The organism is Aeromonas sp. S8(2024) (assembly GCF_041403085.1).
Taxonomy (GTDB): domain Bacteria; phylum Pseudomonadota; class Gammaproteobacteria; order Enterobacterales; family Aeromonadaceae; genus Aeromonas; species Aeromonas dhakensis.
In genome coordinates this window covers 215,498-229,539 of sequence record NZ_JBGLRF010000006.1, presented here as the reverse complement: position 1 = coordinate 229,539, position 14,042 = coordinate 215,498, and the positions used below count along the sequence as shown (strand labels likewise).

12 protein-coding genes are annotated in these 14,042 nt (G+C 62.7%); 3 read left to right on the top strand and 9 right to left on the bottom strand.

Annotated elements, in window-relative coordinates; genetic code table 11:
* Positions 1-150: 150 nt before the first annotated feature.
* From ACB031_RS17045 to ACB031_RS17035, 3 genes are all read right to left on the bottom strand, one after another.
* Positions 151-2,172: an exoribonuclease II gene (locus ACB031_RS17045; RefSeq protein WP_371139942.1), complete on the bottom strand. Its 2,022-nt coding sequence runs from the start codon at positions 2,170-2,172 to the stop codon at positions 151-153.
* A gap of 86 nt (positions 2,173-2,258) precedes the next feature.
* Positions 2,259-3,158 carry a LysR family transcriptional regulator ArgP gene (locus ACB031_RS17040; protein WP_371139941.1) on the bottom strand — a complete coding sequence of 300 codons (900 nt, stop codon included), beginning with the start codon at positions 3,156-3,158 and terminating at the stop codon, positions 2,259-2,261.
* Between the two features lie 266 nt (positions 3,159-3,424).
* A complete protein-coding gene (locus ACB031_RS17035) occupies positions 3,425-4,048 on the bottom strand; it encodes an acyl-homoserine-lactone synthase (RefSeq protein WP_017765215.1) in 624 nt (207 codons plus the stop codon).
* Between the two features lie 62 nt (positions 4,049-4,110).
* On the opposite strand from ACB031_RS17035, the gene ACB031_RS17030 reads away from it, so the two are divergent.
* The 3 genes from ACB031_RS17030 (at position 4,111) to ACB031_RS17020 (ending at position 7,833) form a co-directional block, all read left to right on the top strand.
* A complete protein-coding gene (locus tag ACB031_RS17030; protein WP_005308457.1) occupies positions 4,111-4,893 on the top strand; it encodes a LuxR family transcriptional regulator in 783 nt (260 codons plus the stop codon).
* 213 nt (positions 4,894-5,106) lie between these two features.
* On the top strand, positions 5,107-5,727 hold the full coding sequence (lysE, locus tag ACB031_RS17025; RefSeq protein ID WP_005308459.1) for an L-lysine exporter: 621 nt from the start codon (positions 5,107-5,109) through the stop codon (positions 5,725-5,727).
* A gap of 126 nt (positions 5,728-5,853) precedes the next feature.
* Entirely contained in the window at positions 5,854-7,833 is a 1,980-nt protein-coding gene (locus ACB031_RS17020; protein ID WP_371139956.1) for a bifunctional 2',3'-cyclic-nucleotide 2'-phosphodiesterase/3'-nucleotidase, read from the top strand.
* A gap of 73 nt (positions 7,834-7,906) precedes the next feature.
* Here the strand turns inward: ACB031_RS17020 and ACB031_RS17015 are convergent, their stop codons facing one another.
* The 6 genes from ACB031_RS17015 to pckA all read right to left on the bottom strand — a co-directional run bounded on the left by ACB031_RS17015 (position 7,907) and on the right by pckA (position 13,896).
* Positions 7,907-8,383: a glycine zipper 2TM domain-containing protein gene (locus ACB031_RS17015; RefSeq protein WP_005308463.1), complete on the bottom strand. Its 477-nt coding sequence runs from the start codon at positions 8,381-8,383 to the stop codon at positions 7,907-7,909.
* A 137-nt stretch (positions 8,384-8,520) separates the two neighbouring features.
* Complete coding sequence (locus tag ACB031_RS17010; RefSeq protein WP_371139940.1) at positions 8,521-8,973, bottom strand: GNAT family N-acetyltransferase; 453 nt, start codon at positions 8,971-8,973, stop codon at positions 8,521-8,523.
* Between the two features lie 112 nt (positions 8,974-9,085).
* Entirely contained in the window at positions 9,086-9,481 is a 396-nt protein-coding gene (locus ACB031_RS17005) for a nitrous oxide-stimulated promoter family protein (RefSeq protein ID WP_268010132.1), read from the bottom strand.
* Between the two features lie 112 nt (positions 9,482-9,593).
* Positions 9,594-11,396, bottom strand: coding sequence for an aminopeptidase P family protein (locus ACB031_RS17000; RefSeq protein WP_139725806.1), 1,803 nt, complete (start codon positions 11,394-11,396; stop codon positions 9,594-9,596).
* Between the two features lie 33 nt (positions 11,397-11,429).
* A complete protein-coding gene (locus tag ACB031_RS16995; protein ID WP_010635235.1) occupies positions 11,430-12,095 on the bottom strand; it encodes a GntR family transcriptional regulator in 666 nt (221 codons plus the stop codon).
* A 175-nt stretch (positions 12,096-12,270) separates the two neighbouring features.
* Positions 12,271-13,896, bottom strand: coding sequence for a phosphoenolpyruvate carboxykinase (ATP) (gene pckA, locus ACB031_RS16990; RefSeq protein ID WP_017765220.1), 1,626 nt, complete (start codon positions 13,894-13,896; stop codon positions 12,271-12,273).
* Positions 13,897-14,042: the final 146 nt, after the last annotated feature.

The window sequence follows — 14,042 nt, the reverse complement described above, 5'->3', positions numbered from 1 at the left end:
GTTCGTTCATTTGTGGGTTCACTCTATGCCCGTAACGAGCCACTGGCAAGCCAGGGGCGTACAAAAAGTGATCTTCTGACCAGGCGGGCGGCATGACCCAATAAAAAAGCCCGCAGGGTGCGGGCTTTTGCAAGGAGGGAAGGCCTTGGCTTATTCGGCCTTGGGGGCCTCGTCGGCAGGCGCGGCATCGGCTTCGCTGGTCGGGGCGACCGGCGCCGGGCCCGGCACCAGCTCCACCGCCGGCTTGGCGATGAGGGAGCGGGTCTCTTCCACCGCTTCGGTCAGCTTGACCTCGATGATCTGGCCGAGCTCGTAGACCACCTCGGTCTTGTCCAGATAGACGCGGCCGTTGTCCCAGTTGCACTCCAGCCGATCCTTGTTGTCGAGGATATGGCGGGCGGGCATGAACACCACGGCACCGTTCTCCTGCAGGCGCAGCTTGAGGCCGGCACGCATCACGTCGATGATCTCGGCGTTGAACACCTTGTCGGTGCCGGCATCGGCCTTGAGGTAGCGGACATAGAGCCAGTCGCCGATGTCGCGCTCCACCATGCGGTGCAGACGGCGGCAGGCGGTCAGGTGTTCGGTGAGCTCCAGGCTCGGGCGCTCACCCGGGGTCTTGCCGGCGATGACGGCCTTGAGCAGGCGATGGTTGACCATGTCGCCGTATTTGCGGATCGGTGAGGTCCAGGTGGCGTAGGCATCCAGCCCCAGGCCGTAGTGGGCACCCGGCTCGGCGGACATCAGCGCATAGCTCTGGAAGCGGCGGATCTTGCCATCCAGCCAGCGGGTGTCCAGGTTGTCGATCCAGCGGCGCAGGGCGCAGAAGCCGGACAGACTGGCGATCTCTTCTTTCTCGAACGGGGCCTCGGCGCTTTTGAGCAGATCGATGGCGCCGTCGAGGGACTCCTCGTCAAAGCCGGTGTGGACGTTGAAGATGCCGTAACCGACGCTCTTGCCCAGCACGCGGCCGGCACAGATGTTGGCGGCGATCATCGACTCTTCCACCATGCGGTTGGCGATGCGGCGTGGCTCGACGTGGATGGCCAGCACAGCGCCGTTTTCGCCCAGCTCGAAGTCGTAGTCGGGGCGGTCCGGGAACACCAGGGCATGTTCGGTGCGCCAGGCAATGCGCGCCTCGGTCATCGCCTTCATCAGCGGCAGCTGGGCCAGCACGCCGGCGTCGATATCCAGCGGCTTGCCGTGTTCGGCCCAGTCGGAGACGTCGTCATAGGTGAGACGGGCGTGGGAGCAGATGCGGGCGGCGAAGAACTCGGTCTCCTCCAGCAGCAGGCCATCCTCGGCGATCAGCAGGCGGGCGCACAGGGTGTTGCGCTCCTCGCCCTCTTTCAGGGAGCAGAGCTCGTCGGAGAGGGTGCGCGGGATCATCGGCACGTTGCGGCCCGGCATGTAGACGGTGAAGGCGCGCTGGGCGGCCTCCTTGTCCAGCTCGCTCCCTTCGGCCACATAGGCGGTCGGGTCGGCAATGGCCACCAGCAGCTCCCAGCCGTTGTCCAGCTTGCGGATGGCCAGGGCATCGTCCATGTCCTTGGTCTTGGCGCCGTCGATGGTAAAGAAGGGGGTCGCGGTCAGATCGGTGCGGGGCAGCTCTTCCTCTTCGATCACCTTCCACTCCGGCAGATCCGCCGGCTCGACCTGGGCCAGGTTGTGGCGCGCCAGCACCACCCACCAGGGCACGTTGTGATCTTCCTGGGCGGCGATCTTCTGGGTGATCTCGGCGGAGAAGTTGCCGTCCACCAGGGCGTGACGCTTGAGGGTGGCGACCACCCAGTCCCCTTCCTTGAACTCTTTCTCGTCCAGACCCTTCTTGACGCGGGCCTTGATGGCATCCTTGATCAGCGGATGATCGGCCACCACGTTGAGGCGGTCGCGGAACATCTTGACCCGGGCCACGAAGCGGGTGACGGACTGCTCCAGCAGCTCATCCGGCTCGGCCACTTCCTTCTCTTTCTCGGTGCGGATCAGGGCGGTCACCCGGTCACCGTGCATCACCTTTTTCATGTAGGGAGGCGGCACGAAATAGCTGGTCTTCTCATCGACCTCCAGGAAGCCGAAGCCCCGATCGGAGGCGCGGATCACACCCTCTTTCTTGGGGATGTTTTCGCGGATTTGTTGCTTGAGCTGGGCCAGCAGCGGATTGTCTTGGAACATAAATGGGGAACCTGAGTGGAGACCTGGTGGTTAATCGCCCAGCACTATACGTTTTTACCCCTCCAAAGCCAAGGTGAATGGCCCTGTCAGGGGCGTTGCAGCGCCTGGCGACCCTGCTCGATCAGGCGCTGGGATATCTGTTTGTGCAGCCCGCGCTCCAGTACCCAGCGGTGCCAGTAGAGTCGCTCTACCAGGTGCTGTTCCGGGTTGAGATCGAGCAATGACCCCTCCGCCAGCTGGCGACGGATCTGCAATTCCGGGATGAGGCAGCAGGCCAGCCCCTGCTCGGCCATGGCGACGAAGGCCTCGGACGAGCGCACCGTGTGGCAGGGGTAGCCGCCGGGCTCCAGCCCGAAGTGGCGGGCCATGTAGCTGACGTGCATGTCGTCGCGCTGATCGAAGGCCACCGCCGGCGCCTTGGCCAGCGCCGCCAGGGTCAGCCCCTGCGGGAAGTGGCGCTCGACGAAGGCGGGGCTGGCGGTGAGCAGGTAACGCATCTCGCCGAGCTCGTCGACGCAGCAGCCCGCCAGTGGCTGGCCGTGCAGGCTGACGGCACCGAACGCCTGCCCCTCGCGCACCCGATCCAGGGTGCGGCTCTCGTCATCCACCAGCAGGTTGAGCTCGATGGGGTGCTGTTCCAGCAGCGGCGCCAGGGCGGGCAGAAACCAGGTGGCCAGGCTGTCGGCATTGACGGCAATGCTGACCCGGATCGGCGCCTGGGGCTCGGCGGGAGAGAGCTCGCCGGCCAGCTCCAGTTCCAGCTGGCGTACCTGGCGGTAGTGGGCCAGCAGCTTCTGCCCGAGCGCGGTGGCCTGCAGCGGCTGGCCGCGAATGATCAGCGGCTCGGCAAACTGCTGCTCCAGCTGCTTGATGCGCTGGGAGATGGCGGACTGGGTGATGTGCAGGCGCTGGGCGGCGCGCTCGAAGTTCTGCTCCTGCATCACCGCATCCAGCGCCAGCAGCAGCTTGTAGTCCAACGCTTTCATCAGCATTCCTTATCAGCAGGGAGATTGAGAAGGGATGCTACTCAAGTGGTGGCGAGAGAACAACCGGAGAGCGCTGAAAATGTCGGCAGCGCAGGCGGGACAAGGGCTGTGGGGTCAAAGCGGGTTTGTCACTGTGAGATGTGACAGTGGTGGTCAAAAGGTATTCAGGAGATACTCTTTTGCGTCCGTTTTTGCATGGGGTGGAAACGGGCCATAGCGAGAACTTTTAATCCCGGGTCTTACCCCGGGATTTTTTTGCGTCACCCTTATTCGGTGACCAGCTCGCGGGCTTCGTCATAGGCACCCTGCAGGGGCTGACCGACGGCACGGGCGAAACGCTCGTCCAGATGGAAGCGGATCCCCACCCCGCGCACGGCGCCCAGATCCACCGCCTGGCGGTGACCGAGCCGCTCGATGGGCAGGCCGAGGCGGCGGAAGATCCGCTCTACCGGCAGACTGACCACGGCAACCAGCTCGCGGATCCCCTTCGCCCTGGCGAAGGCATAGACCTCGCGGAAGATGACGCAGGTCAGCTCGCTGACCCCGTTGCCCAGGCGCGGCGCCCGTTCGGCATCGATGGCGAGGCGGGTCAGTTCCCACACGTCGTTGCTGCGTGGCGGGGCTTCGCCGGCGAGGGCGGTGGGGAAGATGCTGGGCAGCATGTAATCCTGGGCACAACTGAGCAGACGGATGCAGCCGCACAGGCCTTCTTCGTCCTCAATCAGAACCCAGTGGGTGTCCGGAGTATCGAAACTGTCCTGCTCCAGACCACGGTGAGATTCCACATCCCAGCCGAGGCGATCGGAGAAGACGCGATTGCGAAAGCGATAAAGCTCGTTTTCTACCTCCCATCTGGGGTGTTCTTTTAATTTTCCTTTGAAAACAAGCATTCAGATGTCTCCATTTCAGTGTTCGGCGCTATAATCGAGGCCCTGGCCAGGGGGGCTAGCCTATGAAACAAGACCAACTGCTTGAGTACCTCGAACATTTCACTTCGGTAACGGACGGGGATCGTCTGGCCGAGTTGATCGGTCGGTTCACGCTCGGTATGGGTTACGACTACTACCGGTTTGCGCTGATCATTCCCATGTCGATGCAAAGACCCAAGGTGGTGCTGTTCAATCAGTGCCCCGACTCCTGGGTGCAGGCCTATACGGCAAACCATATGCTGGCCTGTGATCCCATCATTCAATTGGCCCGCAAGCAGACCTTGCCCATTTACTGGAACCGGCTGGATGAGCGAGCACGTTTTCTGCAAGAGGGCAGTCTGGACGTGATGGGGTTGGCGGCGGAGTTCGGGCTGCGCAACGGCATCTCGTTTCCGTTGCACGGGGCGGCGGGAGAAAACGGCATACTGTCGTTCATCACCGCCGAGCGGGCATCGAGCGATCTGCTGCTGGAGTCCTCGCCCGTCCTCTCCTGGATGTCCAACTACATCTTCGAGGCGGCGATCCGGATTGTGCGGGTCAGTCTGCGGGACGATGACCCTCAGGAGGCCCTGACTGACCGGGAGACCGAATGCCTGTTCTGGGCCAGTGAAGGGAAAACGTCGAGTGAAATCGCCTGCATCCTGGGGATCACGGAGCGAACCGTGAACTACCACCTCAATCAGGTCACCCGTAAAACGGGGTCGATGAATCGCTACCAGGCCATCGCCAAGGGGGTGAGCAGTGGCATCTTGCTGCCCAATCTCGAGCAGGTCGTGGTCACCAACTTCCCCAAGCTGATGCAATAAAACCCGATGATTCTCGGGGCAGAGTGACTGGCTAACAATTGTCAGATCCTGCAATTGACAGCCATAAGCGGGTCTAGCCCCTTCTACCTCGAAGGGGTTGGGTCGAGCCCTCTTTCATTAGCAAAACAAATTGCTCAGCAGATTAATGAATTTCTCTAAACATCTAGCCGCCCCTTATAGTGCCGTCCAATCACTCTGCTGGACGGTTCATCCATGTTTGCAACTACCCTGCAAGGCTTCACCCTAGGCCTTGCCATGATCATCCCCATCGGTGCCCAGAATGCCTTCGTGCTGAGCCGGGGCATCCACCGCAACCACCATCTGCTGACGGCGACCCTCTGCTGCCTGTGCGATCTCGTGCTGATCGGGATCGGGGTGTTCGGCGGCGCCAACCTGCTGGCGGCCAGCCCGATCGGACTGGCCCTGCTGACCTGGGGCGGCGTGCTGTTCCTCGGCTGGTTCGGTATCCGTTCCTTGCGCAGCGCCTGGCGCGGGCAGGGGGCAGCGCTTGCTGACTCGCCCCAGTTGATGGGGGTCAAGAGCGTACTGGCCATGACCCTCGGGGTGACCCTGCTCAACCCCCACGTCTACCTGGATACCCTGATGCTGCTCGGCTCCTTCGGCAGCCAGTTTGCCGAAGAGTTGCGGCCCGCCTTCGCGGCGGGGGCCATGCTGGCCTCGCTGGTCTGGTTCTACAGCCTGGCGTTCGGGGCGGCCGCCCTCTCGCCCTGGCTCGCGCGCGGCAGGGTACAGCAAGCTATTGATACTATTGTTGGTTTCATCATGCTGGGGTTGGCGTTGCAGCTGGCGAGCGGGGCTTTGCTGGCGTCATAAGGCTATTTTTGTGCCGCACCTCATAAAAATTCACCCCGGCTTCATCCGCTGACATATTCGTCTGTTAAATTCCCGTCGCTGGTAAAGCGACACTCTAATAAAAGGGACAAAACAGTGAATAAATCTATGAAGCTGGGTGCTATTGCAGCCATCGTGCTGTTGTCTGCCTGTAGCAATGAAAACGACAGCAAGGCGCAGCCGGGCGAGGTTGCCCTGCGTCTGATCCAGACCTCCGATATCCACTCCAACGTGCTGGGGTATGACTACTACCAGAACAAGGAGGATCGCAAGTTCGGCCTCTCCCGCACCGCGCTGCTGATCCGCGCGGCCCGCGCCGAAAACCCCAACAACCTGTTGCTCGACAACGGCGACCTGATCCAGGGCACGCCGCTGGCTGACTACATCTTCGAGCAGTCCGGTGCCGGCTACCTCGACAAGCAGGCCCACCCGGTGTTCAAGGCGATGAACGAGCTCGGCTACGACGCCGGCAACCTGGGTAACCACGAATTCAACTACGGTCTGGATTACCTCACCAAGACCCTGCAAGGGGCCAAGTTCCCCTATGTGAACGCCAACGTGTTCGAGGCGAGCGCCTTCAAGCGCGATGCCAAGGGGCAGATTGACTGGAGCGGCAACAAGTTCACCCCCTACCTGCTGCTGGAGCGCAAGGTGAAGGATGACAAGGGTCAGTTGCAGACCGTCAAGGTCGGCATCCTGGGGCTTACCCCGCCGCAGGTGCTGCAGTGGGACAAGCGCCATCTGGAAGGCAAGGTGGTGGTGGCCGACATGGTCGAGACCGCCAACCACTATGTGCCCGAGCTGCGCGCCAAGGGCGCCGACGTGGTTGTCGTGGTTGCCCACACCGGCATCAACGCCAGCAGCTACGAGGCCATGATGGAGAACTCCGCCTGGCACCTGGCCAAGGTGAAGGGGGTGGATGCCCTGATGCTGGGCCACGCCCACAAGAACTTCCCGGGTGACTTCCCGGATCTGCCGGAGGTGGACAACCAGGCCGGTACCCTGAGCGGCATTCCGACCGTGATGCCGGGTTACTGGGGCAACCACCTCGGCATCATCGACCTCAAGCTGGAGCAGGTGGACGGCAAGTGGCAGGTGAAACAGAGCCAGGCCAGCCTGCGCAAGATCGACTCCAGCGAAGGCAGCGCGGTGGATCAACGGGTGGTGGACCTGGTACAGGCCGATCACGACGCCACCAACCAGTGGCTGGACGAGCCGCTCGGCAAGATCACCTCCTCCATCCACAGCTTCTTCGCCCTGGTGCAGGATGATCCCTCGGTACAGCTGGTGAGCGATGCCCAGCGCCGCTACGCCGAACAGCTGCAAAAAGACGGTCTGCTCAAGGAGTCCTACCCCATCCTGTCGGTGGCGGCCCCGTTCCGTGGCGGTCGCAACGGCATCAACGACTTCACCTACGTGGCCCAGGGCGACATCTCCCTGCGCAACGTCTCTGACCTCTACATCTATCCGAACACCCTGCAGGTAGTCGAGGTGAACGGGGCCACCGTCAAGGAGTGGCTGGAGATGAGCGCCGGCCAGTTCAACCAGATCGACACCGGCAAGACCGAGGTGCAGTGGCTGGTGAACGAGAAGTTCCCCACCTACAACTTCGACGTGATCGACGGGGTCAACTACGAGGTGGATATCACCCAGCCGGCCCGTTACAACAAGGAAGGGGCCAAGGTCAGCGACGGCCAGCGCATCAGCAGCCTCACCTTCAACGGCCAGCCCATCGATCCGGCCCAGAAGTTCTACGTGGTGACCAACAACTACCGCGCCAGCGGTGGCGGCCACTTCCCGGGTATCGACGGCAGCAACATCGTCCATGAAGATCCCTTCGAGACGCGCGAGATCATCGCCCAGTACCTGAAGGCCCAGTCTGCCGAGAACCCGGCCGGCTTCAGCCCGGCGGCCAACAACAACTGGCACATGAAGGCCCTGCCGGCCAACGTGGACGTGCGGCTCTACTCCTCGCCCCGCGAGGAGGCCAAACAGCTGGCCGGTGCGGATCTGGAGTACAAGTCCACTCTGCCGATGGATGACGCCCAGCACCCTGGCTACGCCATCTTCCGGCTGGTTCGCCAGTAATTCCCGGCCGACATGGCAATAAAAAAAGCCCTCGCACAGCGAGGGCTTTTTCATGGGCGGAGGCCTAGAGGGCTTAGTTGACCACGGCCACGTTGATGGTGCCGTTGCCCTGGGTCATGCGGACCCGGGCGCCCGGTACGAAGGTGGGGCTGGCCTTTTGCACCACCACGATGGATTCGCCGTTCTCTTTCTTGATCTCGAGCTCGACGCCATCCACCTGGTTGAGCTTGTCACCGGCCGCCTTGCCGGCTGCCGCGCCCGCGATGGCGCCACCGGCCGCGGCGATGTCGCTGCCGCGCCCGCCGCCGATGGTGCTGCCGAGCAGGCCGCCGACCACGGCACCGCCTATGGTGCCGATCAGCGAGTTCTCATCAGCCTGGATCTTGACCGGGCGGGTGGAGAGGATGGTGCCGTAGCTGACGGTCTGCACCTGCTTGGCGCGATCCTTGGTGTAGACGTCGCCGGAGTAGACGTCGCTGTTGGCACAGCCGCTGAGGGTGGTGGCGGTGGTGGTGGCCAACAGGGCGATGAGGGTAATGCGTTTCAACATGATGGGCCTCCTGGGCTGGCATCTAATCTGGTTTGTTCGGTCAGTGATTCAACTCTACGCCAACCGGATTGAGCATGAAACCAGCAAAGTGTAACCAATTATAAGGCCCGGACCCTGCAAACCCCGTCCCCACCGGCTCAGTCGAGCCATTTTTCCAGCAGCAGGCGATCCTCGCCTTGGCCGAAATAGTCGCGCTCCTCGGCCAGTTGCTGATAACCGAGTCGAAAGTAGAGGCGCTGGGCCGGATTGGCCGGATCCACCGTCAGTCTGACCCGCTCGATCCCCAGTTTCAGCAGTGACTGCTCCACCTGCAGCATCATGCGTTCGGCCAGGCCGAAGCCGCGCGCCTCCGGCAGCACCGCCAACGACAGCAGCCAGCCCTGCGACCGATCCTGTCCCAGTCCACCCAGGGCATAGCCCAGCAGCTTGCCGTCCAGCTCGGCTACCAGCAGCAGCTCGGGCCACAGGTCCATGGCCTGGCGGAAGAAGAAGCCGGGATAGACATCCTCCCCGAACACATTGACGTCGATCTGCCAGATGGCGTGCATGTCGGTGTGGCGCGCCACTCTCAAAACGGGGGGCTGGTGCATCCGGGCTCCTGTAGTGTCGTACGTGCTGCCGGGCGGCAGTCAAAAAGGAGCCACAGGGTAGTGGGCCCGTCGGGTTGATGCAAGCGGGTCTGAGCGGCAGGGTGGCCCCGGCTCAGGGCGGCAGAGGGCGGCTGCCCGGCCGTTTGGGGGCCTTGCGACGGCTGTCCAGCAGGTGGCGCAGGGCCAGCCAGGGGTGATGCCACAGCATGCGCGGGCCGCTCCACTTCATCACCAGCTGGATCTGTTTGCGCATGGCCGGGGCATAGCAGTGGATGTGGCAGTTGGCACAGGTGGGCTTGTGGCCGTGACCATAGCGGCAGCGGCGTAGCCGCTGGTGGGCGAACTCCTGCAACTGCTGGCAGTGCCGGCAGGCGGGGTCCTGGTGATGGTGGTCGCAGTAGAGGCGGATCATGGCGCTGACCGTCTGCTGCTCCCGCTTGAGCCTGGGGTGCATGGGCACCTGGTCGGCGCGGGCCGGGCGCGCGGGGTGGGAGTGATGGGTCGTCATGAGGGGCATTGTCCTGACCTGGGGCGGCGGGGCCTTGATACAGGTCAAACCGGCGGGCAAAAAAACAGGGCCCGTGGACCCTGTTTTATCAGACAAGCAGAGTTGTCTGCGCTTAGATGAGGCTGGTTGCCTGCTCCAGCCAGGCGAGATCCTCACCCTCCAGCAGCGGGCTGAGACGGCGGTAGACCTCGACGTGGTACTCGTTGATCCAGCGGAACTCGGCCGGGCTCAGCAGGCTGCGATCGATGAGGCGGGTATCGAACGGTACATAGGTCAGCCGTTCGAAGCCCAGCATCGGCAGCTCGCCGATCTGCTCCTGTTCGGTAACCACCACCAGGTTCTCGCAGCGGATGCCGAAGGCATCTTCCCGGTAGTAGCCAGGTTCGTTGGAGAGCACCATGCCCGGCTGCAGGGCCACCAGGCTGCCCTTGGGGGCGATGCGCTGCGGGCCTTCGTGCACGCTGAGGAAGTGGCCGACGCCGTGGCCGGTGCCGTGGTCGTAGTTGTAACCGGCCTGCCACAGTGGCATGCGGGCCAGCACGTCGAGCTGGATGCCGGCGGTACCGCGCGGGAAGCGGGCCTGATCCAGGGCGATGTGACCCTGCAGTACCCGGGTGAACATCGCCTTGTGCTCGTCGGTCAGCTCACCCACCTTGATGGTGCGGGTGATATCGGTGGTGCCGTCCAGATACTGGGCGCCGGAGTCCACCAGATAGATGCTGTCCTGGCCAAAGGGGCGCGGGGTGCCGTTGGTGTGGCGGTAGTGGCACATGGCGGCGTTGGGGCCGAGCGCCGAGATGGTGTCGAAGCTCGGTTCGACGTAGTGCTCCTGCTCGCGGCGGAAGGCTTCCAGCTGGTCGGCCAGGGTGCCTTCATCCACCCCGTCGAATTCGCCGCTGGCGATCAGTCGATCCAGCCAGGCCAGGAAGCGGGTGACGGCGACGCCGTCGCGCAGATGGGCGGCATGCATGCCGGCCAGCTCCACTTCGTTCTTGCACGCCTTCGGCAGCATGGTCGGATCCTGACCTGCCACCAGGATGGCGCCCGCTTCTTCCATGACCAGCTGGGTCCAGGCGTTGGCGGTGTTGGGATCGGCCAGCACCTTCTGCTGATCTTCGCCGATGCGCTTGAGCACGTCACCCAGCTTGTCGATGGGGTAGACGGAGACATCTTGCCCCACGTGCTGGCTGAAGGCGAAGCAGTCGATCTTGTCGGTATCGACGAAGAAATCCATGGTGGCGTTGGCGTAGAGCACCGCAAAGCCCAGCACCACCGGCAGCCGCTCCACGTCGCGGCCACGCAGGTTGAGCAGCCAGTTGATGGGCTCGGCCTGGGTCAGCAGCACCGCATCCAGCCCGCGCTTGCGCAGATCGCTGGCCAGCAGCTCGCGCTTGGCCTGGCTGGACTGGCCCGCCAGCGCCTCGCTGTAGAGGATGGCCGGATTCTTGGTGGGGGCGGGGCGATCGCTCCAGTGCAGATCGATGGGGTTCTGATCCACACGCACCAGCTCGATGCCGCGCTCGGTCAGGATCTCTTTGGCGTGTCGATACCAGGCCAGGCTGTGCAGGCGGGCATCGAAGCCGACCCGGGAACCGGCAGGCAGCTGCTCGGCCAGCCACTGCACGTGGGGATCTTCGTTCAGGTGGAGAAACTCGAAGAGCTCGGCCGGTGCCTGCATGCGGGCCTGCACCGTGTAACGACCGTCGATGAACAGGGCCGCCCGCTGCGCCAGTATGATGGCGAGGCCGGCGGAGCCGTTGAAACCCGTGATCCAGTCCAGTCGCTCGGCGTAGGCGGGAATGTACTCCCCCAGGTGCTCGTCGTCATGGGGGACGATGAAGGCGTCCAGCTCCATCATGGCCAGTTCGGCCCTGACCTGGGCGACGCGGGTTTCAATAATCTCGAAATGATTCATGTCGTTAATGCCAGATTGTAGTGATGTGAGTGTTCAGTGGTTGTGGCCGCTGTCCAGGATCCGCTTGATTGACTGGCCAGCCGCCTCGATATGTTGCTTGAGCAGCACCACCGCCTCGTGCTTGCGGCGGGCGCGGCACAGCTCCAGCAGCTGAGCGTGCTCCCGCTCCGCCTTGTCGACGCCATCGCTGGCGAACAGCAGCTCGAAGCGCACATAGCGGTCGCAGCTCAGATTGATCTGGGCGATCAGCTCCAGTGCCTGGGGGCGGCCGGCGGCCTGATAGAGGGTGGCGTGAAAACTGTGGTTCAGTTCGGCCCAGCGTTCGATCTGGGTGCCCGACTCGAGGGCCTGGTCGAACTGGGCGAGGATCGCCTGCGCCTTGGCGAAGGTCTCCTCCGTCATCAGGTCGACGGCGTGGAACAGGGTATCGGCTTCCAGCAGGGCTCGCAAATAAAAGAGCTCCTCTATGGCTGCGGCGTCCAGCATGGTGACCACGGCGCCGCGGTGGGCCTCGAACTTCACCAGCCCCTGGGCTTCCAGCTGCATCAGGGCCTCCCGCACCGGAATGCGGCTCACCGCCAGCTCCTTGGCGATGGCGTCCTGGCGCAGGGGGGCGCCGGCGGGAAACTCACCGCGCAGGATCCGGCCACGGAGGTTTTCCATCACCATTTGGGTACGGGTCTTGTAGGGTGGGGTCATGATCGGGTCACAGGGGAATCGTTACAAAATTGTATATTGTATAAAGTTGGGCTGAATCTAACGCGCAAGGGCCCACAAGGCAAGGTTTGGCGGGAGTCAAACGCCGCGCTCTGCTCAAAAAAATACCGGTCAGCTGGGCTGACCGGTATGAGATGGGTTGTGAACGGGGTCGCTGTTACAGCTGCGGACCCGCCGCTACCAGACGCTTGCCTTCGTCGTTGTCGGTGAAGCGCTCGAAGTTCTTGATGAAACGCTGGGCCAGATCCTGCGCCTTGGCATCCCACTCGGCCTTGTTGGCGTAAGTGTCGCGCGGGTCGAGGATCGCCGGGTTCACGTCGTGCAGGGCGGTCGGCACTTCCAGATTGAAGATCGGCAGCACCTTGGTCTCGGCCTTCTCGATGGAGCCATCCAGGATGGCGTCGATGATGGCGCGGGTATCCTTGATGGAGATGCGCTTGCCGGTGCCGTTCCAGCCGGTGTTGACCAGGTAGGCTTCCGCGCCGGCCGCTTCCATCCGCTTCACCAGCTCCTGACCGTACTTGGTCGGGTGCAGGGAGAGGAAGGCCGCGCCGAAGCAGGAGGAGAAGGTCGGGGTCGGCTCTGTGATGCCGCGCTCGGTACCGGCCAGCTTGGCGGTGAAGCCAGACAGGAAGTGGTACTTGGTCTGCTCCTTGGTCAGCTTGGAGACCGGGGGCAGCACACCGAAGGCGTCGGCGGTCAGGAAGATCACCTTGGTGGCGTGACCCGCCTTGGAGACCGGCTTGACGATGTTCTCGATGTGATAGATGGGGTAGGAGACCCGGGTGTTCTCGGTCTTGGAGCCATCGTCGAAGTCGATGGTGCCGTCGGCCGCCACGGTCACGTTCTCCAGCAGCGCATCGCGACGGATGGCGTTGTAGATGTCCGGCTCGGCTTCCTTGGAGAGCTTGATGGTCTTGGCGTAGCAGCCACCTTCGAAGTTGAACACGCCGTCGTCGTCCCAGCCGTGCTCGTCATCGCCGATCAGCTGACGCTTGGGATCGGTGGAGAGGGTGGTCTTGCCGGTGCCGGAGAGGCCGAAGAAGATGGCCACGTCGCCGTCCTGACCCACGTTGGCGGAACAGTGCATGGAGGCGATGCCGCGCAGGGGCAGGAAGTAGTTCATCATGGAGAACATCCCCTTCTTCATCTCGCCACCGTACCAGGTGCCGCCGATGAGCTGGATCTTCTCGGTCAGGTTGAAGGCGACGAAGTTCTCGGAGTTGAGACCCTGCTCCTTCCAGTTCGGGTTGGTGCACTTGGCACCGTTCATCACCACGAAGTCCGGTTTGAAGGTTTTCAGCTCTTCATCGCTCGGGCGAATGAACATGTTTTTCACGAAGTGAGCCTGCCAGGCCACCTCGGTGATGATGCGCACGGCCAGGCGGGTGTCCGGGTTGGCACCGCAGAAGCCGTCCACCACGAACAGGCGCTTGCCGGAGAGCTGCTTGGTCACCAGGGATTTCAGATGTGACCACACTTCCGGGCTGATGGCTTTGTTATCGTTTTTACCCTGGTCAGACCACCACACAGTATTCTGGGTAGTGGCGTCTTTGACGATATATTTATCTTTCGGGGAGCGGCCGGTGAAGATGCCGGTATTGACATTGACGGCCCCCAGTTCGGTCACCACGCCGCGCTCGAACCCTTCCAGGTCGGCACGAGTCTCTTCCGCGAACAGCTGGTCGTAGGAAGGGTTGCGCAGGATTTCAGTGGAGTTCTTGATACCGTACTGGTCCAGTCCTAATTGTTGGGCCAGGGTGGGTTCTGCCACGATTGTCATTGTATTCTCCTGGGTTCAGAGGTTGGTAGGGTTCTATCTGGCGTTCATCCTATCACTTAGGTGGTAGAGTTTAGCGATCGCCATCAAACTTTATAAAATAGGGTATTTTTTTGTTATTTAAGTTAAAGGCGGGTTTTGCCCGCCTT

Coding starts and splice junctions, on each gene's coding strand:
- ACB031_RS17045 (WP_371139942.1), bottom strand. CDS start 2,172: ATGTTCCAAGACAATCCGCTGCTGGCCCAGCTCAAGCAACAAATCCGC.
- ACB031_RS17040 (WP_371139941.1), bottom strand. CDS start 3,158: ATGAAAGCGTTGGACTACAAGCTGCTGCTGGCGCTGGATGCGGTGATG.
- ACB031_RS17035 (WP_017765215.1), bottom strand. CDS start 4,048: ATGCTTGTTTTCAAAGGAAAATTAAAAGAACACCCCAGATGGGAGGTA.
- ACB031_RS17030 (WP_005308457.1), top strand. CDS start 4,111: ATGAAACAAGACCAACTGCTTGAGTACCTCGAACATTTCACTTCGGTA.
- lysE (WP_005308459.1), top strand. CDS start 5,107: ATGTTTGCAACTACCCTGCAAGGCTTCACCCTAGGCCTTGCCATGATC.
- ACB031_RS17020 (WP_371139956.1), top strand. CDS start 5,854: ATGAAGCTGGGTGCTATTGCAGCCATCGTGCTGTTGTCTGCCTGTAGC.
- ACB031_RS17015 (WP_005308463.1), bottom strand. CDS start 8,383: ATGTTGAAACGCATTACCCTCATCGCCCTGTTGGCCACCACCACCGCC.
- ACB031_RS17010 (WP_371139940.1), bottom strand. CDS start 8,973: ATGCACCAGCCCCCCGTTTTGAGAGTGGCGCGCCACACCGACATGCAC.
- ACB031_RS17005 (WP_268010132.1), bottom strand. CDS start 9,481: ATGACGACCCATCACTCCCACCCCGCGCGCCCGGCCCGCGCCGACCAG.
- ACB031_RS17000 (WP_139725806.1), bottom strand. CDS start 11,396: ATGAATCATTTCGAGATTATTGAAACCCGCGTCGCCCAGGTCAGGGCC.
- ACB031_RS16995 (WP_010635235.1), bottom strand. CDS start 12,095: ATGACCCCACCCTACAAGACCCGTACCCAAATGGTGATGGAAAACCTC.
- pckA (WP_017765220.1), bottom strand. CDS start 13,896: ATGACAATCGTGGCAGAACCCACCCTGGCCCAACAATTAGGACTGGAC.